The sequence below is a fragment of the Collimonas sp. GW821-FHT02H07 genome (assembly GCF_059421505.1).
Window position 1 is genome coordinate 49,959 of the sequence record NZ_JBWKVC010000018.1, and the last position, 22,269, is coordinate 72,227.

Below are 22,269 nucleotides of genomic sequence, written 5' to 3' on the forward strand. Positions count from 1 at the left end.
GACATCATGGCATCGTTAGGAATCGCCGTAACCGGTTGGGAGGCAATATCGCCGTTGGGCATCGGCGCAGGGGCTTTGTCCATGCCGCAGCTATCCGCCGCCGTTGCTGCGCCACCCATGCATGTGGACCGAGAACATTTTCCGGGAGATATCCACTATCGCACCGCGGATTTTGATGTGGCCGGCATATTGGGCGCCAAGGGCATCCGCACGATGGATCGGACCACCGCCCTGGCCGTGTCCACATCCAAGCTGTTGCATGACAAAATCGCCTATCAGCAATTCATTCCGTCGGAGCGAGTCGGCTTCGTCGTCGGCACCAGCACCGGCAGCATCCGCAGCACTAGCGACTTCACGCGTGATTCGCTGGTGCAGGAAAGGCCTTTCCTGGTCAATCCTGCGCTGTTCCCCAATACCGTGATGAACTGCGCGGCTGGGCAATGCGGCATCTGGTTCAAGGCACGGTCGGTCAATGCCACCATTTCCGGCGGACGTCTGTCGGGATTGCTGGCTTTCAAATATGCGCTGCAGATGCTGCGCCGCCGCTATGCCGATCTGTTGTTCACCGGCAGCGTGGAGGAACTGTGTCCGCAAACCGCATGGGCATATCGTCAACTGATACAGCATGAGCGCAGGCGCCCGGTTCCGCTGGGAGAGGGATGCGGCATGTTCGCGCTTTCACGCTCTGCCGACGTGGTGGTCGGAGCCGGACCAGCGGTTGCGGAGATTCTGGCTCTGCAATACGGACGTTATTTCCAGGATTTGCGGACGGATCCTGCTTCCGCGCCGAACGGTGTACGGCAATGCCTGTCCGAAGCGCTCGACCAGGCCGGCATCGGGCCGGAGCAAATCGAACGCGTCATCCTGTGCGGCGCGGCGGACATCGGCAATGACGAGCTGGAGCGTCAGGCGGTGACGCGCATGTTCGGCAGCGATATGCCGGTCCATGGAAGCGAACTGCTCGAACAATTCGGCGATACCTACAGCGCCACTTTCGCCCTCAATCTCGGCTGGCTGCTTGGCCGCCTTGGCCAATCGAAGGAGCAAGGTCCACGCTACGGTCTCTTGCTGACGACCAGCAAAGATGGTCACGTAGGCTGCCTCGTCGTGCGCGTCTCCGGGGAGGCATCATGAAACTTGCCATCACTGGTTCCGCAATGATCACGTGCGTCGGCAACGACAAGGCGGCAAGCTTCGTCGCGCTTTGCCGCGGCGAGTCGGGGCGCAAGGCATTGCAGTCCTTCCCGGCCGACAAGTTCAACGTAAAGCACGCTTACGAAATCGCCGACCGGCCGGCTGGCCGCGACCGCACGCTGCGCGCCAGCGAGTTGCTGGCCAAGGCGGTGGCTGCCGCTGCTGCGGAGGCAAAACTGTCATCCGGCGACACGCGCTGCGTGGTCGTCGTCGGCACCGGACTGCGCGAGCTGCGTTCGCTTGAACTGTTCTGGACCGAGGGACAGCAGGTAGCGCTGGACCAGATGCACTTCGAGCGCACTTTGAATGAAATCCTCGGTTATGCGCTACCGGTTATCACCATCTGCAACGCCTGCTCGGCATCGAATTTTGCGCTGGCCTTGGCGGAGGACTTCATCCAGGAGGGTAGCTACGATCGCGTGATAGTCGCCGGTTGCGACACCATCACCGAGAGCATGTTCGGTCTCCTGGACCGGGTCAACCCCTTGCACCCCGATACGGTGCAACCGTTTGAACGTGACCGCAAAGGGGTCCTGATGGGGGACGGCGCCGCTGCCGTGGTGCTTGAAGCGCCAGATCGGGCGCGCGACCGGAAGGCCGAACCGCTAGCCTTGCTGGCGGCCGTTGGCACCAGCTGCGACGCCAACCATGAGACCGCGCCCAACGCCGATGGCATCGTGCGTGCGATCGAGGACGCCTACCGGCGCGCGGCTGTTCAAGCGTCGGATCTCGACCTGCTCATGGTGCATGGCACGGGCACGGCGTTGAATGACAAGACCGAGGCCCTCGCCCTGCATCAGGCCATGGGCACGGCGGCGTGCACGATTCCCGTGTCGGCGATCAAGTCCATGACCGGCCACACGTCGGGTGCGTCTGGCCTGATCGGCGTCGTCGCGGCGATTGAAGCCTTGCGCCAGGGACGCTTGCCGCCCACCGCAGGTTTTTTCCATCCCATGGAGGAAGCAGCTCACATGAATATCGTCAACGTCCGCGCGCTTGAAATTCCGTCCGCACGTCTGGCCCAGATCAATGCCTTTGGATTCGGCGGCGTCAATGCCGTAGCAATCGTGGAGAAACTGAATTGAGTAATGCAACTCGTACCCCTGTGGCAATTACGGGCTATGGTTGGGAATTGCCATCGCTGGGCAATCCCCGCAACCTGGCGGATGTGTTGAACCAGCCTGTCGCAAGTGCAATTCCGTTCGCGCCTGAGGACAAGCTAGGCAAGAAAGGCCTGCGCTACAAGGAGCGCGCAACGCTGCTGGCGTTGTGTGCTGCCAAGAGTGCGCTGCAGCACGCGGGCTGGCTCGATGACACAACGGAAAAACTGGAAGCCCCGGACTTCGGTGTCGTCGTCGCCTCCAACACCGGCAACTTCGACACGGTTTGCGGAGCGGCCGACACCATCCGGCGCGAACATGTTGACGCTACCAGCTCGATGGACCTGCCCAATGCGTCGAGCAACGTCATAGCGTCGACGATTGCCATTCGCTTCGGTCTCCAGGCCATTAACCTGATGGTGTGCTCGGGCTCGTCAGCTGCGCTGGATGCCTTGGTTCTGGCGGCCAATGCGATCCGCAACAAACGCGCAAAGCGCATGCTGGTGGTTGCGGTGGAGAGCGATGGCGTCGCCTTGCGCAGCCTGCTTGCGCAACAGCGCCTCACCGTCTTGGAGGGGGAGGCGCCGATACTGGAAGGTGCTTGCGCCGTCGTGCTGGAAGCCGCCGAGGAGACGCTGGCCAGCCACGCCAACGTCTACGGCTTGCTGACCGACTACGCCTACGTGCACGCTGACGCGGCCGATGCGCATCCGCTGTACAACTTGCTGGATCGGCATCAACGCAAGATCAAATACCTGTCCGGCGCGTCTTTCGCCAAGCCGCTGTACGAGCGGGGATTCGGTGTCGTGGACGACGCCGTGATCGACCTGGGAGATCACGTGCTGCGCAGTTACGGATCGGCCGCGTTGCTGCAGCTGCTGCACTATTGCGAGCAACAGACCGGCGTCACGGCTGCCGCGAAGGAAGCCGGCGGGCATGGCGCTGTCATCATGGCCGGTGGCGTCTGGGCTGACCGCCGCGCCGGCGCCGTCGTGGTCCTGGCGCCGCCGGCGGCTGGCGAGGGGGCGGCGCTGTGACGAGCCAATCCGTAAGCCTGGACGGCTATACGCTGTCGGCCCATTGGAGCGGCGCCGCCGACGACGATGCGCCGCTTGTTGTCCTGCTGCACGGATTGCTGGAGCCCGCAATGGTGTGGGCTCCGGTCATCGCCAAATTGCCATCTTACTGCCGCTACGTGGTGCTGGACATGCCGTGGAATGGCCAGCAAGGCGGTCACTGGGGCATGCGGCGGCGGCCAGAGTCATGGATGGACGCTGCAATGAAGGCCTTCGATTTGCAACCCGATGCCTTTGTCGCGCATTCATTTGGCGCGAGCACGCTGTTGAGTTATCTGGCGAGCGATGCCGCAGCCGGTATGCGGCACGGCGCGACGATACTTGTTTCGCCGTTTTACAAGAGGCGCCACGCCGAATTCGATTGGCCTCTGTTCAGGCGTTACGTCGCCCACTTTCCTTTATTCGTGGAGGAAAGCGTCAGCCAACGGTCTGGCGGCCGAATCATCGAGCCTGATCTGATGTCGCGCATGGTTGAAACCGGCTGCGACACCTTCGGGGTCTACAACTGGATGGAATTCTGGCAGCTGTTTTCGCGCATGCCGTCGCTGGATTTGCAGCGGCTGACCCAACCCGTATTGCTGGTGAGCGGGGCCGACGACTTCTCGGCGCCGCCGGCGGATCTGCGTGCCTTGGCTGCGGCGTTGCCGCAGTGTAGTACCGAAATATTGCCGCAGACCGGCCATTTTCTGCTCGACAGCCGCCATGCAACGCTTGCCAGTTATATCGGCCGTTTCCTTGGCGCCCATTTTCATGCACTTCCATGAGCGCCTCCCTTGGCGCTCATGTTTAAGCGAGAAATGAGGGGAAGGCGCGCGCCAACCTCCTGCTTTCGTGATCCATCAACTTTAAAGCAATCAATCTGAAAGGTAATGCCATGAATAAACCGCAATCCCCAGAACCGATTCTGATGAATCGCACTACCGCCGTGCTGAAGCCTCGTTTCGAGGGCTCGAATATCTGCACCTGGATCGGCTTCAAGCATGTGATGTATGTCGTCGAGGAAGCTGTACTGGAACACTTCCGGGTGCAGGGCCTGGCGCCGCGGCCGTTGTATGAAGAAGCGGGACTGTGCCTTGAGATCGTCAATTCCAACGTCCGCGTCCTGCATGCGCTGCACATGGATGACAGCGTGCACGTCAATGTCATTCCCGTTACCAAGTCTACCGATACCGAGATGGTCATGCGTATCGAAGTCATGGTGCGCCGCGACGACAAGGAACTGAAGGCCGTGACGGGTACGGTGAATGTCTTGTTTCGTCTCGACGACAGCGTGGTGACGGCGCACGCCGGCTCTGCTGAACGGGACCCGCGCATCGACCGCTACACGCACACTCGGATCCTGCGCGGAGACCGCAAGTCGATCGGCGGCCTGAATCTGGCGCGATCCCCCGGCGTGGTCGCCCCCGATGTGCTTGCCGCGCTAGGCGCCGACAAGACAAATTCCTTCGTGTGGAAGTGGCATGTGCCGTACTTTTACTGCCATTTCAACGATCGCATGCAGCATTCCGGCTATCTGCGCCTGATGGAAGAAGTGCTTGATCTGTTTGTCGCCGATCGCGGCATTTCGATCCGCACCTTGCTTGAGAACAAGCGCTGGATACCTGTGGTTCCTGCGGCCAATCTGCAAATCCTCGATGAGGCGATGATGGAGGACACCATCTACACCGTGTTTACCGTCGAAGACATCTTCAAGGGCACTACCTACAAGTCGCGCATGGATTGCTATGTGGAACGGCATGGCGGACTGGTGCATACCGCGACCGGCCACATCACTCACGGCTATGCAGTGGTAGACAGCAGGCGCGACTGGTCATTGGTGCAGTTCGACGCGGAAGTCATGGCGGCGTTGAGCGGAAAGCCGAAAGCCGGCAACGCATGAAAACCCCAGTGCCGACGTTCTACTTCTCGTTGCGGAGTCCTTATTCATGGCTGGCCTGGCACGACTTGAAGACTTTGTACCCGAAGTTGCTGCAACGGCTACGCCTGGTGCCGTTCTGGGAGCCGGACTCGGCTTACCGGGACGCGCTGGGAGAAAAAGGCGAAGTCTTTCTGTACAGCGCGATGTCCCGTGAAAAGCATCTGTACATCTTGTCCGATGTCAGGCGCCTGAGCCAACGACGCGGTTTGCCGGTGCGCTGGCCGGTTGACCGCGATCCGCAGTGGGAGGTGCCTCATCTTGCCTACCTGGCAGCGGACAGAGCGGGAAAGGGCAGGGACTTCATTGATGTCATCACCCGCTTGCGGTGGCAGGAAGGGGCCGATATCTGCGACCCCGAAACTGTCGCTGCGGCGGCTGTGGAGCTGGCGCTCGATCCAGGATTTCTGCGCGATGCCCATCGCGATCCGGGCTTGCGGGAGCAAGGCCTCATGCCGCTGCGTGCCTGCATTGCCGATGGCGTTTTCGGGGTTCCCATGTTCAATGTCGGCCGCGACAAATTTTGGGGCATTGACAGATTGCCGGATTTCATCGCGGCGGTGGCCAGCGCGACAGTGCCGGCGGCGCCGGAGGAAAAGCCGCTGGGACGTCCGGTGCAAGCTTTGTTTGACCACGCCGGCGGTTGTGGCTGAAAAGGAGAGATCAATGACTGAGATGGCTGAAGATGGCGCCCCGGCCGGCGCGGCGCGCCTGCTTATGGTGGAAACCCGTTCGCCCTGGGAGTCAGGCGATGTTGCCGACTTCCTGGGCCTGGTCGACAGCCTTTTGCGTAGCGGCGCCGAAGTGCATTTGCACTTGATCCAGAACGGCGTGTTATGGCTGCAGCGCGACGCCGCCGCCCTGAGCCGGCGCAAGCAGGAATTCGGCGAGCGGTTGCGTTTGAGCTGCGACGATTTGTCGCTGGATTTGCGTGGGATTCCGCACGCCGAGATGGCGCAGCACGTAGAAGTTCAAGGTATCGACGAACTGATGTGCAGGATGCTCAACGCGTCGGTCAAGACGATTTGGCATTCTTGAAACAGGAGATTGGATGCGATGACTGAAATACATGAACACCTTGCTCTGCCTCCCGCATCAAGGCAGGCTTTATCGATGGATCGGGATACGCCGCAGCCGGAGGGAGACAAGCCCAGCCTGTTTTTCGGCATGATGGGTACGCCGTTCCAAACGGAGACGACGACTTCGCTGTTCCGCATGGTTGAATCGGCGCTGGCGAAAGGACATCGCGTAACGGTATGGAATTGCGGTTATGCGACCGGACTGTCGCAGAGCTCGCTGGTCCGTCCGCGCGATTCCTTTGCTGCCCCGGAAGACCAGACCCACAACCCGACTACGGCCGAGTTGATCCAGGGGCTGATGCGCCGCTATGGCGGGGGAGGGCAGAAGCTGGACTGGCTTGTGTGCCGCTATTGCATGGAAGAGCGCGGAGCGACGCAGCAGATACCTGAAGCCAAGGTGAAGATTCCCTTCACCTTCCAGCATTACCTGAGCGAGGCGGATGTGTCGCTGGTGCTGGGAGTCAAATCATGAGCGCGACCTCCGCCACCGTTGCCCCCCGCACCCGGCGGCGTTCAAAGAGTTCGCTGGCCATCGTGGAGCGTGCCTTCCGCGGCAGCCTGGAGGAACAGTATGGCCATATCGTCTGGTTGAGCCGGGTCATGCGTCGGATGGGAGCAAATACCGGATTGCTGCTGAAAGGCGATGCCGTGATGTTCGGCCGGTCCCGGCAAGAGCGGGTCGCGCTATCCGTAGGCGATCTGCGAATCGACGACATCTCCCATTACGAGACCACCTTGCAGCATCTGCTGCAAGACGGCGTTCCGGTCTACGCCTGGCAGGCAGACTGCGAACGGCTCCAGCTGCCGCCGGAGAACCTGATGAAACAAATACGACTGGTGCAGGATGACGACATGCCCGGATTGATCCAACAATATGACTGTGTCTGGTACTGGTGAACCAACTATGAACGATATTATGAGAACAGCCGCGCTGCCCGTCGACAATACTGCGGCAGACGCCGAAATGCGAGCCCATTTGTTCGTCAGTGGTAGCGATATCTTCGCCCTCGGCCACTATCCGAGCAACCCGATCTATCCCGGGGTCTTGATCGCAGAGCAGTTTCTCCGTCTGGCCGAGGCCGTTGCCGGGAAAGTGTTCGGCGGCCTCGCGACAGTTGCCGCGATCAAGCGCATTCAATACCTTGACGCAGTTGTTCCCGGCGATGTGCTCGAATTGGTGGCATCGGTGAAAAAACGCAGCCAGGACGGGCTTGAAATCGCGCTGCAGGCCCGGGTTGGCGAGACCATAAAGACCAGGGCCACCCTGTTGTGCAAGCCGGGGATGCGCCACGCCAGCGAAATGACGGCGCCTGCGCTGCCTGCCGCGCCAAGCGAGCGGAGCATCAGTCACCGCGCATTGTCAGAGATCCTGCCGCACCGCTATCCATTCTTGCTGGTCGACGTCATAGAGGACTTTCAAGCCGGGGACTGGCTACGTGCGCGCAAAGTGATCAATCGCGCCTCGCCTCTGTTTCTTGATGGCTTTCCATCCAGCTATCCGCATGGACTGGTGCTCGAATCGATAGGGCAGGCAGGTATTGCATTGTATTTCTTGTCGCGCGAAGGCGGCCAGGCCGCGGACATTGTGCTGGGGTCGATTTGCGATGCCGAGCTGATCAGCGACATCCCTTTCGATGCGGTGCTTACGATCGAGGCGCGCATCGAGCGGCAACTGACAAACGGCGTGGTGCTCAGTGGCGAGGCGAGGATTGGTCAGCAGGTGGTAAGCCGCGTCGGCAACCTGATCGCAATGATTGATCCGCGCTAGGACGGACAGTTTTCGGCGTCATTTTTAATTTTAATAAGGATCCAAAATGCGTATTGATGGAATTTCCTTCTTGCCGGCATCGCGCGAGATGAGTAATCAGGATGTGCTGGACGAAATCCGCAAGCACAGTACGGATAGGTTCGACGGCGACCTTGACCAAGCGTTGAAATACATCAACGGGATGATGGAGGGCACCCAACTGCAGAAGCGATATTGGTTCGCCGAGGACGAACGTCCCCTGGACCTGATGGTCAAGGCGGCGCACCAGGCAATGGCGCAAGCCGGCTGCGAGGCGAAAGACATCGATTTGCTGATATACGCCGGCAACTGCCGCGGCTTCATCGAACCGGGCGACGCCTATTTCGTGGCGCAGGCGCTGGGCATGGACGGCGTCGATTGTTTTGACGTGCTTGATGCCTGCATGGCCTGGACGCGCAGCTGCGATATCGTGCAGAGCCACTTTGCGGCCGGCCGCTACAAAAAAGCATTGATCGTCAATGCCGAGTCCTATTACGTTCCGGGCGGCGTGTCCTATCCCAGCAATTTCCAGCTTACCGGCTTGCGCGATATCGCCCACTGCTTCTCGGCCTATTGCGGCGGCGATGGCGCCTCCGCCACCGTGCTTGCCGCGGATGGCGGCGATGACTGGGAATTTAATTTCTCGTCGGTAAAGAGCGGTGTCGACCTCTGCACGATTCCCTTGGGCGGCTACGAATCCCGCTCCATGCCGAGCACGCGAATCGGCCTCAACGGGATAGGCGCGTTCACCTCGTTCAGTTCCCAGGTATTCAATATCGCCGGCGAGCATATGGTGGCGAGCTTGAGCAAGCTTGCGCCGCAACGCGACCAGATCAAGATCGTTTTCCCTCACTCCGGAGGATCGGTCGGCGAATACCGGAAATGGGCTGAGCAGGCGGGGTTCGGCGATGTCGTCAAATTCATCTATCCGCAATTCGGCAACGTCGGTTCTGCTTCGATTCCTGCCGCGATCGCCTTGCATGTCGAGAGCGGCGACGTCTGCCGTGGAGATCGCATCGGATTCTGGGTGGGCAGTTCCGGCATGTCGTTTGTCGCAGCGACGCTCTGCTATTGACGTGGCCCGCCGGATGACGTCGTTTCGGACCCGTCGCCGGCGGGAAACCGGGCGGCGCTTATCTTGGCGCGGCATTAACGCTTAGTTTTTTATCGGTCCAAGGACGGATGTGCAGTTACAAGGAGATTGCTTATGAAGCGCAATGATTTTGCAGGCCAAGTCGCGCTGGTGACGGGGGCTTCTTCAGGACTGGGGGCGGAATTCGCCAGGCAGCTGCATGGCATGGGCGCCGACCTGATTATTGTTGCCAGGCGTCAGACGCTATTGCATGAGCTGCAAGCTGAATTGGAGCAAAAGCGCGCCAATTCGGTTCGTACGCTGACGATTGACCTGGTGGACGGCGAACAGCTTGCGGAATTGATCCGGATGGTGAAGCAGGAGCGCATCGATATCCTGATCAACAACGCGGGCAAAGGCTGTTTCAATGCGTTTTCCGAATCGCCGGAGCTGGCGCAATCCGAAATGATCGACCTGAACATGCGCGCTCCCACGATGCTGCTGCATGCGGTCTTGCCGCAGATGGCGCAACGGCGGCACGGCTTTGTCGTCAACGTTGCGTCGATTGCCGCGTTTTCTCCTTCCCCCTATCTCGCTGTCTATTCGGCCAGCAAGGCGTATTTGCTGTCGTTGACAATATCGCTGCGACATGAATTGCGCGACAAGGGAATCAGGATGACCGCACTGTGCGCCGGCGCCACGGAAACCGAGTTCACCGCAGCGGCCGGCGTTCCGCGGCAGGCAGTGGAGAAAGTGCCGCATCTTTCTCCTCGATTCGTGGTCGGGCAGTGTCTCGATGCCTTGCAAAACAACCAGGCACGCGTCACGCCAGGAGCCATGAACCGCATAGTGGGATGGTTGCAGCGCGCGCTGCCTGCGACCTGGTCCGCCAGCGTATTCGGCGCATTCCTGGGTAAATTTGCCGGACGAACGGACAAGACAGCCTAGCAGGCGCCGCGCTTGCCATTCAGTTCATCAATAGAAATAGGAAATCGATAATGTTCGCGAACTCTCTCATCATCAGCGCTGGCGCCACCAGCGTGCTGATTGCGTTGCTCCACGTGTATGTCATCGTGAAAGGACCTGTGGCCTATCGCCAGTTCGGCGCCGGCGAGCGTCTTGCCTCAATGGCGGAGCGCGGTTCATGGCTGCCGGCCGTGCTGACCTCCGGCATTACCTTCACATTCCTGATTTTCGCCTACTACTACATTGCCGCCGGCGGATGGGTGCCCGTTCCGCCATTTTTGCAGGCAGGGCTGCTCGCCATTGCCGCGCTGTATAGCGTGCGCGGCGTGATGATCCTGCCATTGCTGGTGGGCGGCAGGAAGTTGACGCGATTTGAATGGGGGTCGTCGCTGCTGTCGCTGCTGATCGGCCTGCTTCATTTCGCCGCAACCTCGCTTTACCTGCAGCATTCGGCGGCACTCGCGTAAGCGTGCATAGACAGCGGTGCCATACCTATCCCGTATCTGAGGAGCATTTCAAATCATGAATAAGAGAGTCGCCTATGTATTCCCAGGGCAAGGTTCGCAAAGTATCCGCATGCTGGATGCATGGTCTGGCGAACCGACAATTCGGCACACGGTTGCGGAAGCGTCGGACGCGCTGGGATTGGATTTATGGAAACTGATCGAGAGCGGGTCGGCGGAGACGCTCAATAGTACCGACAATACCCAGCCGGCGCTGGTCGCGGTGTCCGTTGCCTTGTTCCGGACCTGGCAAAAACGCGTGCCGTTATCGCCTGTCGCGGCGGCCGGACACAGCGTAGGAGAATATTCCGCGCTGGTCGCCAGCGGTGCATTGACGCTGGCCGATGCGATCCGTGTTGTGCGCTTTCGCGGCCAGGCCATGGCCAAGGCAGTGCCGCCGGGCAGCGGCGGGATGGCGGCTGTCCTTGGCCTGAGCGACGCGGCGGTGGAGCAGCTGTGCATCGATTGCGCCGGCGATGACCTCCTGCAGCCGGCCAACTATAACGCACCGGGGCAGGTGGTGGTGGCGGGCCATCTGGCCGCGATCGAGAGGATCAAGAGCAAGGCAAAGGAAGCCGGCGCCAAGATGGTATTTGTCTTGCCTGTCAGCGGACCGTTTCATTCCGCGTTGATGCAAACCGCCGCCGATAGTCTCAGTGCGCGCCTGCAAGCCCTGTCGGTGGAGCAGCCGGCATTCGATGTGCTTCAGAACAGCGACATGCGCGTCGCGCATCAGTGGTTCATCAAGGAAGCGTTGGTAGCGCAACTCACACGGCCAGTCAGATGGGTCGAGACCATCCGTCGCTTCGAGCAGGTCGGCATTACGCACCTCATCGAAATCGGGCCGGGCGAGGTGTTGACCAACCTTACTAAAAGAATTGCGCCGGCAATGCAGTGCATGCCGATCAATTCGCCAGCCATGCTGGAGTCCGCCGTCGCAGCAGTGGAGAAAAGTCAGCCAATCGCGGCATGACAAGGCTGACCACAGTGCAGATTGGACGGAGTTGGATAAAGGACGATATGAAACGAATCGAAAGTTGTTGCCAATGGCAACAAGAACCAGGCGCAAGCGCAGATGGGAGCACTTGTCGAAAGCGCATCTCGCATGCGTTATGCACGGCCGGAACCGATCAAAACACGAGAGAAATTGATGCGTAAATTTACAGAAATGATTATTCGGTTTCGCTGGCTGTCCATCATAGCGACGCTGTTGCTGACTGTCGTCCTGGCTTACTTTGCCTCCGGACTTCGCGTTGTCATTGATCCGACGGCGCTGAATCCGCAAAGCCATCCGTTCACTCAGTCCACCAAGTTGATCGACAAGGTGTTTGGATCGGAGTATCTGGTCTTGATCGGCGTCACCGCCACGGAGGGAGACATTTTTCAACCGGCGGTGCTGCAGCGCGTAAAGCAAATTACCGATGAGCTGGAGGCCACGCCAGGCGTGGTGAAAAGCACGCTCGTCAGCCTTGCCGCGCCGCAGGCAAAAAATATCCATGGCACATCGGAAGGGTTCGAGGCCCGTCCGCTGCTGGGCAAGACTGACCTCAGCGAGCAGGAGCAGAAAGATCTGAGGGCGGCATTGAAGGCCAACCCGGTTTACATGAACACCATTGTTTCGCCGGACTTCAAGACCGCCGCGATACTGGTGGAATTGAAGGAGAGATCAGACGGATTCGCCAAGATGGTCGCGCCGGTCAAGGCGATTGTCGATGCGCAGGCTGGCCCGGAAGTGAAGTTGACCATGGGTGGAAATTCGGTTTACCTGGATAAGTCGGAGGAATTCGCCGGCCGCATGGGCTACCTCTTTCCCATCGCTGTGTTGGTGATCGGTTTGCTGCATTTTGAAGCGTTTCGCAGCAAACAGGGACTGATATTGCCGTTGGTTACCGCAATTCTGGGGGTGATCTGGGGGCTGGGAATCATGGGAGCCCTTGGCCAGCAGCTCGATATCTTCAATTCGCCCACGCCTATCCTGATTCTTGCCATTGCAGCAGGGCATGCGGTTCAATTATTGAAGCGATATTACGAAGAGTACGAGCGATTGCGCCAGACCACCTCGCTGGCGCCGCAGGAGGCCAACAAGGAAGCCGTCATACGTTCCATGGTCGGCGTGGGGCCGGTGATGCTGATCGCAGGCGGCATAGCAGCAATCAGTTTTTTCTCGCTCCAGATATTTGATTTGTCGTCCGTGCGCGCCTTCGGTTTGTTTACAGGGATTGGGATCGTGAGCGCGGTAATGCTCGAGATGACTTTCATCCCTGCAGTGAGGTCGTTGTTGCGTGCGCCAAATGACAAGGAACGCGCCATTGAAGCCAAACTCAGGATCTGGGACCGGATCCCGCGCTGGATCGGCAGGCAGGTGCTCAGCAAGAAGCGCCGGAAAATCATCGGCCTTTGCTGCGTGCTTCTCGTCGCGACGAGTGCCTTCGGCATATCGCACATCGTCGTCAACAATGCCAGCCGGATTTACTTCGCCGACGATTTGAAAATCCGCCAGGATGACGATTTCTTGAATCGCCAGATCGGCGGCACCAACAGCCTGTATCTGATGATTGACGCGGGCACGGCGGATGGCATCAAGGATCCAGCCATCCTGCGCGGGATGGACAGGCTGCAAGAATTTGTGGCGAGCCAGCCGAATGTCGGCAAGATCGTTTCGATCGTGGACTACATAAAACGGATGAACCAAGCCATGCATGCCGATGCTGCCGATGAATATCGCATCCCGGCTTCGCGTGAACTGGTGTCGCAGTACCTGTTGCTGTATTCCATGTCAGGGCAGCCGGACGATTTCAATGCCTATGTGGATTACAACTATTCATCGGCAAAGATGACGGTCCTCCTCAAGACTGGCAATACGGATTATCTCAAGCAGCTTATCGGATCGATTCAGGCAAAGGCGCTGGATGAGTTTGGCGACCGCGCGAAGCTGATGGTGGGCGGCGATGTGGCCTTGAATATTGCATTGACCGACACCATGGTGAATGGCAAGACAAAGAACATCATACAGATTGCCATTGTGATCTTCCTGGTGTCTGCGCTCGTTTTCCGTTCATTGACAGTGGGGCTGATTGTGCTTGCGCCGCTATTCGTCACCATCTTGGTGATCTTCGGCACGATGGGCCTGTTTGGCATCCCGATGAATATTCCGAACTCGCTGTTCGCCGCGATGGCGGTGGGTATCGGCGCCGATTATGCGATATATCTGCTTTATCGATTCCGCGAACAAATCAAGTCGGGTGAAGATGTCGATGGAGCGATCCAGCACACGCTGGCGTCGGCCGGCAAGGCAATACTTTTTGTGGCCACTGCGGTTGCCGGGGGCTATAGCGTTCTCTCGTTGTCCATCGGTTACCTGCCGCATCTCTGGCTGGCGATTTTCATCGTGCTCGGCATGTTTGTCAGCGCGTTCGCTTCGCTGTTCCTGGTGCCGACGCTCATCATCAGTCTGCGCCCGAAATTCATCTACACCCAAACCTTGCCTGCCGATCTTGAAGAAAGGGCCGCAACATGATATCGACTACTATTATCGGCCGCCTGGCCGGCGTCCTGACGTTGAGCATTGCGCTGCAGATGTCGGCAATGGCAGCGGAAGACACGGCGTTGGGCATCATGCAGAAGAGCGCTGCCGCGATCAAGCTGAAGGACTCGGTGTTCAAGGCAACGTTCACATTGGTTAACCGGGACGGCAGCACCAGGATCCGTCAAACCTCCGCCTATACGCGTCTGCAGGGCGATGGCACGGACAATATGCGGCTGGTGCGTTTCCTTGCTCCAGCCGATATCAAGGGCACGGCGACGCTGCTGATCGAGCATACCGCCAGCGACGACGACATGTGGATCTACCTGCCTGCGCTGGGCAAGGTCAGGCGCTTGTCAGCCTCCAACAAGAAAGACAGTTTCGTGGGAACCGATTTCAGCTATGGCGACGTGATCGGCTACAAGCCCGAGGAGTGGTCCCATCGGCAATTGCGCGAGGAAAGCGAAGGCAGCCAGCCGTGCTACGTGATCGAATCGTTGCCAGGCACCGATGCGGTGAAACAAAACTCCGGCCAAAGCAAGCGCGTCACATGGGTGCGCAAGGACAATTTCGTCGCCATCAAGTCCGAGGCCTGGGACACTTCCGGGCAACTGGCCAGGCGCATTACGCTCAGCGACGTCCGCCCGGTCGGCAGCAACGGACGCTGGCAGGCCATGGTGTCCGAAGCGCAAAACCTGTTGACTGAACACAAGACCACGATCAAGTACGAGGAATTTCAGGTTGATCAGAATGTCCCGGAGAAAATGTTCAACCCGCGCGAACTGGATAGATGAGTCGAATCGATAGCCGGCTGAGAAGGCTGTTTCTGCAGGTTGCCGGCTTGCTGACGATGGCGTTGATACGGGTGCCGGTGCTTGCAGGCGATGTGGCGCCGCCGCTGGCGTTGGACGGTACGCTGTCGCTGCGTAGCGACGTCTGGCAGCACTCGCGCGATCTGGATCTGCGCGGGCCGATTGCAACAAGTTCGGCCTGGGCCCGCTTCAAGGTCGATCTGGACACCGCGGGGGATGTGGTTGGAAGCGGCTGGTTGCGTGGAGAGGTTGGCAGTGGAAAGCCCGGCGATACAAGCGGCTTGGTCCGGGAACTCTACTGGAGACGCAATCTGGGCCCGGCGGAGCTGCGCCTGGGACGGCAAATGGTGGTTTGGGGTCGCGCCGATGCGATCAATCCGACGGATAACCTGTCGCCCAGGGACTATACGCTGCTGGTGCCGGAAGATGCCGACCAGCGCTACGGCAACACAGGCGCCCAAGTGAGCGTCGACAGTCGCCTTGGGACTTTCTATGGTTTGTGGTTTCCGGCGATGGCTTCGCACAACCTGCCTCTGCCGATTAATCCGGCGCTGCACTATGACCGCGCGCCATTGCGATATCATCCGCAGCTGGCGTTGAAATGGGAGGGCCGTGGCGACAACGTTGATGGTTCCATATCGTATTTCCACGGTACGGACCTCACGCCGGATCTCTATTTCGGCGGCATGCTAGGCGACCAGTTCAAGGTCCAGGTCAAGAATCAATGCCTGGACGTGCTTGGCGCCGACATCAGCATGAGCCGCAACCAGACCATATGGCGCGCCGAGGCAGCTTACACGTTTACCGACAGCAGCGGCGAACGGGATTTCATGCACAAGAAGTCGCAGTTCAAGCTGGTCGCCGGCGGCGAATGGCGGCTTAGCGAGGCAACCAGCCTGGGATTGCAGGCTGTGGTGCGGCGCGTATCCCGCTTCTCCAGTCCCGATGCGATCGACGACCCGGCGATGCGAGCAATCGCCTGGGCCCAGGCCGACCTCAGCGACCAGGCTTCACGCTGGCAGCGCGGTCTGATTTGGCGGCTGGCCGGAAATTGGTGGAACGATACACTGCAAATGGAGTTGTCCGGCCTGCAGGTATGGCCGGGCAAAAGCGGCGCGTTGCGTACAAAGATAGCTTACGCAATCAGCGATCGTTGGCACGTACGGGCAGGCAGCGACTATTACTTTGGCGCCGATCACAGCTTCTGGGGGCAATTGAAAGGCAATCGCAACATATATATTCAGTTGCGCTATACATTGTGATGGCGATGCTGCACACATCTTCGGTAAGTTGGCGAACCGAAGGCATGGCAACACTCGATCAAATTTCCGCAACAGATTGCATCATCGCCGTCAGCGATGACGGTGCGCATGACGCCAAGGCGGCTGCCTAGGCTGATCTTTGCCGGCCGCCGGCCCCGATGTTCTTATAGAAGATGGTCGTTGCGCACAGGCCGCCTTGCGGCAGCAGGGCATAGTCCGGAATCACGCCGGACACTTGCCAGCCTAGGCGCTTGTACAGCCGTTCCGCGCTGTCGCTGGCGGTATCCAGCACCAGCACGCTCTTGCCGGTGCCGGCGGCGGCTTGTTCCGCGGCCACCATCAGTTTCTCTCCCAGCCCTTGCTTGCGCGCCTTGCGATGCACCAGCAGCTTGGCGACATCGGCCCGGTGCGGCTGGTTTTCCGGCTGGCTTAGCACGACCTGTACGGTGCCGAGGATGGCGCCATGCTGATCTTGCGCCGTCAGTAATATGCGTTCGCCGGCAGCGACGCCGGCGGCAAGGCTGCGCCAGAAATGTTCTGCGCGCGCTTGCGACAGGGGCTGCATGAAGCTGACGGATGCGCCGCCGTCGACGCAATCGACCAGCAGTTCGCCCAGGCCGCCAAGCAATGCCGGATCGTCGAGCGCGGATACGCGATGGATTTGTATATGGGTTTGCATGCTTGCGTCCTTGTCATTGTATGGGGGCGGTGCTGGTGACCACCGCGTAGCGCGCCGCCTTGCGGTGGGGGTTATGAAAAGCAGTAGGGCAGTCCAGCTGAAACGCCAGGCAGTCGCCAGGTTCCAGTGCGTATCGGCTGACGCCGACGGTGATGTCGATGTCGCCTTCCAGCACCCAGATTTGCTGATGCACGCGGGCGTCGCGGGCGGCGGTTTCATAAGTCACCTGGGCGCCGGCAGGAAACTCGACTTCGACTATCCGTATCGGCGTTTGCGGATTGGGCGGCGAGATATTGCGGCGCAGGTATCCCGATTGCGGATCGCGCCACTCCGGCTGCTCGGCCCGGCGCATCAGCGGGGCGACGGCGGCCGGGGTTTCTTCGAACAGCGCCAGCAGCAGCACGCCTAGCCCGGCCGCCAGCTTTTCCAGGACCACGGCGGTAGCGTTGCTCTGGCCGCGTTCAATCAGCGAAATCATGGAACGGCTGACGTCGCACCGGGCCGCCAGCGCGTCCAGCGACAAGCCGCGTTGCTGGCGCAGGAAACGTACGCGGGCGGCGATGCGGGCATTGATGTCCATCTGGGCGAGTCCTTCGATATCTATAATATTGGAATAATTATCTAGGATATTGGATTTTCAAGTCAAGCCGCTTGCCGCGCTCAATTGCCATGACGAAGCTGGACAATGTTCGATGTATGATTCAAGCGCAACAGGAACACTGCTTTACAGGCAGGACGGTTGCCGCGGCCAGGGACAGCTTTGCAGCAAAAACTCATTGACAGATACGATGCAGACAAGCGCTTCGATTGAAGATATTTACCGTAGCGAATCGCGCCGGGTATTCGCTACGCTGGTGCGCCTGCTGGGCGACTTCGACCTGGCTGAAGAAGCCCTGCAAGAGGCCTTCAAGGCAGCGATCGAGCAGTGGCCGCGCGACGGCATTCCGGCACAGCCGGTAGCCTGGCTGGTTTCCGCCGGCCGCTTCAAGGCGATCGACACCATACGGCGGCGGGCAAGGTTTACCGCCTATGAAGATGTCGCCGAGATCGTCGATGAGATGGCTGACGAGGCGCCGGACCAGCGCGAGCATCTCGAAGATGACCGCCTGCGCCTGATTTTTACCTGCTGCCACCCCTCGCTGGCGCCAGATGCCCAGATCGCCCTGACCTTGCGCGAAGTCTGCGGGCTCAGCACCGAAGAGATCGCCCACGCTTTCCTCACTCCGGCGCCGACGCTGGCGCAGCGTATCGTGCGCGCCAAGGCGAAGATACGCGACGCCCGCATTCCTTACCAGGTTCCCGAGCGCGATGAATTGGCGGTGCGGCTGCATAGCGTGCTGCGCGTGATCTACCTGGTGTTCAACGAAGGGTATTCGGCCTCGTCGGGAGCGTCGCTTACCCGGCACGATCTGTCGCAGGAAGCGATCCGCCTGGCGCGCTTGCTGCTGGAGTTGCTGCCGGAACCCGATGTGGCGGGCCTGCTGGCACTGATGCTGCTGCATGAGTCGCGCCGCGGTGCGCGCAGCACTGCGGATGGCGACCTGGTGCCGCTGGATGAGCAGGATCGACGTTTATGGAATGCGCAGTATATTGTCGAAGGATCGGCTCTGGTGGGGCGCGCCTTTTCGTCGGGACGCATAGGCGCCTACACGCTGCAGGCGGCAATCTCCGCGGTGCATGCCAGGGCCGCCAGCACCGACGCCACCGACTGGCAGCAGATCGTCGGCCTGTACGACGCCTTGCTGCGGCTGGAGCCGACCCCGGTGATCGAGCTCAATCGCGCGGTAGCCGTGGCCATGCATCAGGGACCGCAAGCCGGGTTGGCCCTGGTGGAAGCGCTGATTGCCAGCGGCCAGTTGCAAAACTATCATCTGGCCTACGCGGCGCAAGCCGATTTCCATCGGCGCCTCGGGCATGTAGCGGAAGCGCGCGCCGCGTATGGCAAGGCGCTGGCGTTGACGCAGCAGGAGCCGGAACAGCGCTTCCTGAACCGGCGCCTGGCAGCTTTGCCGCAATAACAAACTCGGGAAGCAGTTTTGTTTGCAAGGTGTCAACCCAGGCTACGTTCGCCAGCATAAATTTTTTTTGGCCAGCTGTCGATTACGCCGTTTGCCGTTCGATTAGTTAGGGCCTGTTAGCATTTGATTTGGGAACCCTCCGGGAACGGCTGCAGGCGTCACATGCCGTTGTTGCAGGGGGCGGCCATCCGTCTCCTTGCCGTAGCACCGCTAGCCCTAGTGTAAGTAGGTCAGGCAGTCATTACTCAATATCCACTTTCGGAGACCACCATGAATTATCTATGCCTCGTCTATCTCGCGGATGACCAGCTGCACGCTTGTCCTGATAACGTGTGTTTTGCTTTTGGCCAGGAATTGCGTGAAAGCGGCCACTATGTCGCCGCCCAGGCGCTCAAGCCGGTCGAAAGCGCCACCACCGTGCGCATACGCAACGGCCAGATGTCGCTGACCGATGGCCCGTTTGCCGAAACCAAGGAGCAGCTGGCGGGCTTCTATCTGATCGACGCCAAGGATTTGAACGAAGCGATCCACTGGGCATCGAAAATTCCGCCGGCGCGTTTTGGCAGCATCGAAGTGCGGCCGGTGAGGGAGCTTGAGCTCACCGACCTGCCATCCATGTCCGCCACTGTCTGAAGATACATCGCTTACCTGAAAGGTCATATCATGCACAAGCAAATCTATGTCAACCTGCCGGTCAAAGACCTGCCCAGGTCCATGGCTTTCTTCAAGGGCCTTGGCTATGCCTTCAATGCAAAATTCACCAATGAGCAGGCGGCCTGCATGGAGCTGGGCGAGAATCTGTACGTCATGCTGCTGGTGGAGAAATTTTTCGAGGGCTTTGCAAAAAAGCCGGTCAGCGATGCCACCAGGCAGACTGAAGTGCTGCTCTGCGTTTCTTGCGACAGCCGCCATCATGTGGACAAGCTGGTGGCGCTTGCCATGGCGGCAGGCGCAAAGCAGATGGAAGAGCCGAAGGACTATGGCTTCATGTATTGCAACAGTTTCCACGATCTCGACGGCCACGCGTGGGAAATGATGTACATGGAGCCGGAAGCGGCCGGGGCGTCTGCAAGCGGCGAGCGGCAAGACACAACGGTGTAATCATTTTCATTTTCCCAGGAAGGCTTCGAGGGAATGCTTCAATCTTCCCGGGGCTTAGAGGAGCAAGCCAAAATGCAAAAAATCTCTCCGTTCTTATGGTTCGATGGCCGCGCCGAAGAGGCCATGAATTTTTATACCTCGGTTTTCAAGGACGCCAAGATTGGCGACGTCCAGCGCTATGGCGATGCGGGACCGGGGCCGAAGGGCTCGGTCATGTCGGCCACGTTCCAGCTGCATGGACAGGATTTCATCGCGCTTAACGGCGGCCCGCAATTCAGCTTCACGCCGGCCATCTCCTTCTTCGTGAATTGCGAAAACCAGGAGGAAGTGGATGCGCTGTGGAACAAGTTCCTGGACGGCGGCGAGCCGCAGGGCTGCGGCTGGATCAGGGATAAATTCGGGCTGTCCTGGCAGATCATCCCGACCGCCTTGGGCAGGATGCTGCAGGACAAGGATAGGCAAAAATCCCAGCGCGTCATGCAGGCCATGTTGAAAATGACCAAGATCGACGTCGCGCTGCTGATCCAGGCTTACGAGCAGCAGTAGGGCGCAACCGTTCACGGGCCGGCTGGCTATTTGGCGTGCTCTGCCTGGCCTGCGGGCATGGCCGCCTGCGCCCGCCATTTTTTCAGATACGCGTCAATCGTCGCCGTGTGATACATCTGCGGTTCGGAATGCAGTATTTCGCCATCCTCGTCTTTGAGCTTGGTATCTTCTGTTTCCCAGGTGGTGACCAGCGCCTTCGCCTTGTCGAAAGCTTCGCTGAACGAAGCGCTGGCCGGCAAGGCCTTCTGGAAAAACGCTCTGCCGAAATAGGTGAAGTCATTGTCGTCGGCGCAGCCGAAGGAGGTGCGGTCGCGGCGCGCGGCGGCAATCACCATGGTGTGCGCATTCTTTAGCGGATCGATGAAGCCGCCGGCATAGCAGGCGGATACAACGACTACCTTCCAGCGTATCCCCGTCTCCTCCAGCAGTTTCGCCAATTCCTTGGCCTCCAGGGAGCGCAGGGTCATGCCGTTTTGCGCCAGCGACAACTCATGGCTTTGCGATCCGTGGCTGCTCAGGTAGAGAAAGAGGATGTCGTTTTCCTTATCCATTTTCCCGGCGATCGCATTGAGGCTCTCGCGGATGCTGGTCACCGTCGCCATCGGCTGTTCGGCCACGGTGTTGCGGCTGTTAACCAGCACCATCGATCGCCCCTGAGTGCCGAAATCGCGATCGAACTGTTTGCGGACAAATTCGGTTTCGCGGCGAAAGACCTCTTGCGAGCCGTCGCCGGCAACTGCCAGCAGATAGAGATTGATTTTGCCCGGTGCATGCGGCGCAAGCGCCGCCAGGGTTTTGTCGAGCAATGCGCGCTGGCCGTACAGTGCGGTTTCGATATTGATTTTCGTTTGTCGTTCTGCGGCCTTGTCCACCAGCTTGCCGTAACGCCAGACGCCGATGTCCTTGCTGCGGCCGTCTTTCTGCGGCGACGCGTAGCTCAGGATGCCGCCGCCGTTAAACAGGTCGTACGCAAGGCTACCCTTGTATTCGTCGCCGTCGGCGTTGCGGTAAATCCCCATGCCGTCGAATTTTCCATCCTTGAAATCGCCCTGGTAGCGGCTGCCGTCCTTGCCGACGAAGCGCCCTGGCCGATTCAGTTCGCCGGCCTCAAATACGCCTTCATAGGTATTGCCGGCGGCATCGGTAAAGCGGCCGGGGCCATCGGGCAGCCATTTCTTGAAGGCGCCGACATGGCGCGAGCCGTTCTGTGCCTGGTAAATGCCGTGCCCGGTGAAATCGTTGTTGCTGAATTCACCTTCGTAATATTCGCCGGCCCGGACCTGGTATCGTCCTTGGCCCTGAAAGCGGCCGCTGGCGAAATCGCCCTTGTATTGACGTCCGTTCTTGTACTTTATTTCGCCTTTTCCGGAAAATAATCCTTGTTCAAAATTACCCTCGTAGGCATCGCCGTTGGCCCAGACTACTTTCCCTTTTCCCTGCAGTTTGCCATTGACCAGCGGCCCGTAATATTGGCCGCCATCCGGCGTCACCGCGTCCGCGGCCGGGGCTGAGGCGCCGGCAGCGCCGAGCGCCAGTCCGCTAAAGACTGCAAATATGGCTGCATGGCGCATGAAGGCGAGCGTGCGGCCGCAAGCGCCTGGGACGAGTCCGGGTTTGGTCCTGTGCATGTACTTTCC

Annotated in this window: 24 protein-coding genes; 21 read left to right on the plus strand and 3 right to left on the minus strand. The window is 59.6% G+C overall.

The features are described 5' to 3' along the window. The first annotated feature begins 81 nt into the window (after positions 1-81). The 17 genes from AC07V8_RS22605 to AC07V8_RS22685 all read left to right on the plus strand — a co-directional run bounded on the left by AC07V8_RS22605 (position 82) and on the right by AC07V8_RS22685 (position 16,288). Entirely contained in the window at positions 82-1,134 is a 1,053-nt protein-coding gene (locus tag AC07V8_RS22605; protein ID WP_494680301.1) for a beta-ketoacyl synthase N-terminal-like domain-containing protein, read from the plus strand. A 23-nt stretch (positions 1,135-1,157) separates the two neighbouring features. After that, a complete protein-coding gene (locus AC07V8_RS22610) occupies positions 1,158-2,279 on the plus strand; it encodes a beta-ketoacyl synthase N-terminal-like domain-containing protein (RefSeq protein ID WP_494680302.1) in 1,122 nt (373 codons plus the stop codon). After that, the gene (locus tag AC07V8_RS22615) at positions 2,276-3,331 is read left to right on the plus strand and encodes a beta-ketoacyl synthase N-terminal-like domain-containing protein (protein ID WP_494680303.1); all 1,056 of its coding nucleotides are present in this window, start codon (positions 2,276-2,278) and stop codon (positions 3,329-3,331) included. Before AC07V8_RS22610 ends, AC07V8_RS22615 begins: the two co-directional genes overlap by 4 nt. Continuing rightward, complete coding sequence (locus tag AC07V8_RS22620; RefSeq protein ID WP_494680304.1) at positions 3,328-4,134, plus strand: alpha/beta fold hydrolase; 807 nt, start codon at positions 3,328-3,330, stop codon at positions 4,132-4,134. Before AC07V8_RS22615 ends, AC07V8_RS22620 begins: the two co-directional genes overlap by 4 nt. Positions 4,135-4,244: 110 nt before the next feature. After that, positions 4,245-5,249: a thioesterase family protein gene (locus AC07V8_RS22625; protein ID WP_494680305.1), complete on the plus strand. Its 1,005-nt coding sequence runs from the start codon at positions 4,245-4,247 to the stop codon at positions 5,247-5,249. Then, positions 5,246-5,938: a 2-hydroxychromene-2-carboxylate isomerase gene (locus tag AC07V8_RS22630; protein ID WP_494680306.1), complete on the plus strand. Its 693-nt coding sequence runs from the start codon at positions 5,246-5,248 to the stop codon at positions 5,936-5,938. Before AC07V8_RS22625 ends, AC07V8_RS22630 begins: the two co-directional genes overlap by 4 nt. 13 nt (positions 5,939-5,951) lie before the next feature. Next, a complete protein-coding gene (locus AC07V8_RS22635; RefSeq protein WP_494680307.1) occupies positions 5,952-6,323 on the plus strand; it encodes a hypothetical protein in 372 nt (123 codons plus the stop codon). An 18-nt stretch (positions 6,324-6,341) separates the two neighbouring features. Further along, positions 6,342-6,836 carry a DsrE family protein gene (locus tag AC07V8_RS22640; protein WP_494680308.1) on the plus strand — a complete coding sequence of 165 codons (495 nt, stop codon included), beginning with the start codon at positions 6,342-6,344 and terminating at the stop codon, positions 6,834-6,836. Further along, positions 6,833-7,261 (plus strand): hypothetical protein, encoded by a 429-nt coding sequence (locus AC07V8_RS22645; protein WP_494680309.1) that lies wholly within the window; start codon positions 6,833-6,835, stop codon positions 7,259-7,261. The genes AC07V8_RS22640 and AC07V8_RS22645 overlap by 4 nt, the downstream gene beginning before the upstream one ends. A 7-nt stretch (positions 7,262-7,268) precedes the next feature. Continuing rightward, entirely contained in the window at positions 7,269-8,132 is an 864-nt protein-coding gene (locus AC07V8_RS22650; RefSeq protein WP_494680310.1) for an ApeI family dehydratase, read from the plus strand. A 46-nt stretch (positions 8,133-8,178) separates the two neighbouring features. Continuing rightward, on the plus strand, positions 8,179-9,225 hold the full coding sequence (locus AC07V8_RS22655; RefSeq protein ID WP_494680311.1) for a 3-oxoacyl-[acyl-carrier-protein] synthase III C-terminal domain-containing protein: 1,047 nt from the start codon (positions 8,179-8,181) through the stop codon (positions 9,223-9,225). A gap of 132 nt (positions 9,226-9,357) precedes the next feature. After that, positions 9,358-10,170: an SDR family NAD(P)-dependent oxidoreductase gene (locus AC07V8_RS22660; RefSeq protein ID WP_494680312.1), complete on the plus strand. Its 813-nt coding sequence runs from the start codon at positions 9,358-9,360 to the stop codon at positions 10,168-10,170. A 50-nt stretch (positions 10,171-10,220) separates the two neighbouring features. Continuing rightward, positions 10,221-10,655 (plus strand): hypothetical protein, encoded by a 435-nt coding sequence (locus AC07V8_RS22665; protein ID WP_494680313.1) that lies wholly within the window; start codon positions 10,221-10,223, stop codon positions 10,653-10,655. A gap of 55 nt (positions 10,656-10,710) precedes the next feature. After that, positions 10,711-11,664 (plus strand): ACP S-malonyltransferase, encoded by a 954-nt coding sequence (fabD, locus tag AC07V8_RS22670; RefSeq protein WP_494680314.1) that lies wholly within the window; start codon positions 10,711-10,713, stop codon positions 11,662-11,664. 177 nt (positions 11,665-11,841) lie between these two features. Continuing rightward, complete coding sequence (locus tag AC07V8_RS22675) at positions 11,842-14,208, plus strand: efflux RND transporter permease subunit (RefSeq protein WP_494680315.1); 2,367 nt, start codon at positions 11,842-11,844, stop codon at positions 14,206-14,208. Then, positions 14,205-15,008, plus strand: coding sequence for an outer membrane lipoprotein-sorting protein (locus AC07V8_RS22680; protein ID WP_494680316.1), 804 nt, complete (start codon positions 14,205-14,207; stop codon positions 15,006-15,008). Before AC07V8_RS22675 ends, AC07V8_RS22680 begins: the two co-directional genes overlap by 4 nt. Continuing rightward, positions 15,005-16,288, plus strand: coding sequence for a DUF1302 domain-containing protein (locus AC07V8_RS22685; protein ID WP_494680317.1), 1,284 nt, complete (start codon positions 15,005-15,007; stop codon positions 16,286-16,288). Before AC07V8_RS22680 ends, AC07V8_RS22685 begins: the two co-directional genes overlap by 4 nt. Before the next feature lie 127 nt (positions 16,289-16,415). Here the strand turns inward: AC07V8_RS22685 and AC07V8_RS22690 are convergent, their stop codons facing one another. Both AC07V8_RS22690 and AC07V8_RS22695 read right to left on the minus strand, forming a co-directional pair. Further along, the gene (locus AC07V8_RS22690) at positions 16,416-16,967 is read right to left on the minus strand and encodes a GNAT family N-acetyltransferase (RefSeq protein WP_494680318.1); all 552 of its coding nucleotides are present in this window, start codon (positions 16,965-16,967) and stop codon (positions 16,416-16,418) included. Positions 16,968-16,980: 13 nt separating this feature from the next. Further along, on the minus strand, positions 16,981-17,547 hold the full coding sequence (locus AC07V8_RS22695; RefSeq protein ID WP_494680319.1) for a helix-turn-helix domain-containing protein: 567 nt from the start codon (positions 17,545-17,547) through the stop codon (positions 16,981-16,983). A 196-nt stretch (positions 17,548-17,743) separates the two neighbouring features. On the opposite strand from AC07V8_RS22695, the gene AC07V8_RS22700 reads away from it, so the two are divergent. The 4 genes from AC07V8_RS22700 (at position 17,744) to AC07V8_RS22715 (ending at position 20,632) form a co-directional block, all read left to right on the plus strand. Then, the gene (locus AC07V8_RS22700; RefSeq protein ID WP_494680320.1) at positions 17,744-18,985 is read left to right on the plus strand and encodes an RNA polymerase sigma factor; all 1,242 of its coding nucleotides are present in this window, start codon (positions 17,744-17,746) and stop codon (positions 18,983-18,985) included. A gap of 270 nt (positions 18,986-19,255) precedes the next feature. After that, positions 19,256-19,618 carry a YciI family protein gene (locus AC07V8_RS22705; RefSeq protein ID WP_494680321.1) on the plus strand — a complete coding sequence of 121 codons (363 nt, stop codon included), beginning with the start codon at positions 19,256-19,258 and terminating at the stop codon, positions 19,616-19,618. 30 nt (positions 19,619-19,648) lie between these two features. Beyond that, positions 19,649-20,086 (plus strand): VOC family protein, encoded by a 438-nt coding sequence (locus AC07V8_RS22710; RefSeq protein WP_494680322.1) that lies wholly within the window; start codon positions 19,649-19,651, stop codon positions 20,084-20,086. A 72-nt stretch (positions 20,087-20,158) separates the two neighbouring features. Beyond that, positions 20,159-20,632 (plus strand): VOC family protein, encoded by a 474-nt coding sequence (locus AC07V8_RS22715; RefSeq protein ID WP_494680323.1) that lies wholly within the window; start codon positions 20,159-20,161, stop codon positions 20,630-20,632. Positions 20,633-20,658: 26 nt separating this feature from the next. Here AC07V8_RS22715 and AC07V8_RS22720 read toward each other — a convergent pair whose 3' ends face one another. After that, positions 20,659-22,260, minus strand: a complete 1,602-nt coding sequence (locus tag AC07V8_RS22720; RefSeq protein ID WP_494680324.1) for a C13 family peptidase — start codon at positions 22,258-22,260, stop codon at positions 20,659-20,661. Positions 22,261-22,269 lie beyond the last annotated feature (9 nt).

Bases quoted from the DNA above. Each gene is read 5' to 3' on its own strand.
- AC07V8_RS22605 (WP_494680301.1), top strand. From the start codon at position 82: ATGCCGCAGCTATCCGCCGCCGTTGCTGCGCCACCCATGCATGTGGAC.
- AC07V8_RS22610 (WP_494680302.1), top strand. From the start codon at position 1,158: ATGATCACGTGCGTCGGCAACGACAAGGCGGCAAGCTTCGTCGCGCTT.
- AC07V8_RS22625 (WP_494680305.1), top strand. From the start codon at position 4,245: ATGAATAAACCGCAATCCCCAGAACCGATTCTGATGAATCGCACTACC.
- AC07V8_RS22630 (WP_494680306.1), top strand. From the start codon at position 5,246: ATGAAAACCCCAGTGCCGACGTTCTACTTCTCGTTGCGGAGTCCTTAT.
- AC07V8_RS22635 (WP_494680307.1), top strand. From the start codon at position 5,952: ATGACTGAGATGGCTGAAGATGGCGCCCCGGCCGGCGCGGCGCGCCTG.
- AC07V8_RS22640 (WP_494680308.1), top strand. From the start codon at position 6,342: ATGACTGAAATACATGAACACCTTGCTCTGCCTCCCGCATCAAGGCAG.
- AC07V8_RS22645 (WP_494680309.1), top strand. From the start codon at position 6,833: ATGAGCGCGACCTCCGCCACCGTTGCCCCCCGCACCCGGCGGCGTTCA.
- AC07V8_RS22650 (WP_494680310.1), top strand. From the start codon at position 7,269: ATGAACGATATTATGAGAACAGCCGCGCTGCCCGTCGACAATACTGCG.
- AC07V8_RS22655 (WP_494680311.1), top strand. From the start codon at position 8,179: ATGCGTATTGATGGAATTTCCTTCTTGCCGGCATCGCGCGAGATGAGT.
- AC07V8_RS22660 (WP_494680312.1), top strand. From the start codon at position 9,358: ATGAAGCGCAATGATTTTGCAGGCCAAGTCGCGCTGGTGACGGGGGCT.
- AC07V8_RS22665 (WP_494680313.1), top strand. From the start codon at position 10,221: ATGTTCGCGAACTCTCTCATCATCAGCGCTGGCGCCACCAGCGTGCTG.
- fabD (WP_494680314.1), top strand. From the start codon at position 10,711: ATGAATAAGAGAGTCGCCTATGTATTCCCAGGGCAAGGTTCGCAAAGT.
- AC07V8_RS22675 (WP_494680315.1), top strand. From the start codon at position 11,842: ATGCGTAAATTTACAGAAATGATTATTCGGTTTCGCTGGCTGTCCATC.
- AC07V8_RS22680 (WP_494680316.1), top strand. From the start codon at position 14,205: ATGATATCGACTACTATTATCGGCCGCCTGGCCGGCGTCCTGACGTTG.
- AC07V8_RS22685 (WP_494680317.1), top strand. From the start codon at position 15,005: ATGAGTCGAATCGATAGCCGGCTGAGAAGGCTGTTTCTGCAGGTTGCC.
- AC07V8_RS22690 (WP_494680318.1), bottom strand. From the start codon at position 16,967: ATGCAAACCCATATACAAATCCATCGCGTATCCGCGCTCGACGATCCG.
- AC07V8_RS22695 (WP_494680319.1), bottom strand. From the start codon at position 17,547: ATGGACATCAATGCCCGCATCGCCGCCCGCGTACGTTTCCTGCGCCAG.
- AC07V8_RS22705 (WP_494680321.1), top strand. From the start codon at position 19,256: ATGAATTATCTATGCCTCGTCTATCTCGCGGATGACCAGCTGCACGCT.
- AC07V8_RS22710 (WP_494680322.1), top strand. From the start codon at position 19,649: ATGCACAAGCAAATCTATGTCAACCTGCCGGTCAAAGACCTGCCCAGG.
- AC07V8_RS22715 (WP_494680323.1), top strand. From the start codon at position 20,159: ATGCAAAAAATCTCTCCGTTCTTATGGTTCGATGGCCGCGCCGAAGAG.
- AC07V8_RS22720 (WP_494680324.1), bottom strand. From the start codon at position 22,260: ATGCACAGGACCAAACCCGGACTCGTCCCAGGCGCTTGCGGCCGCACG.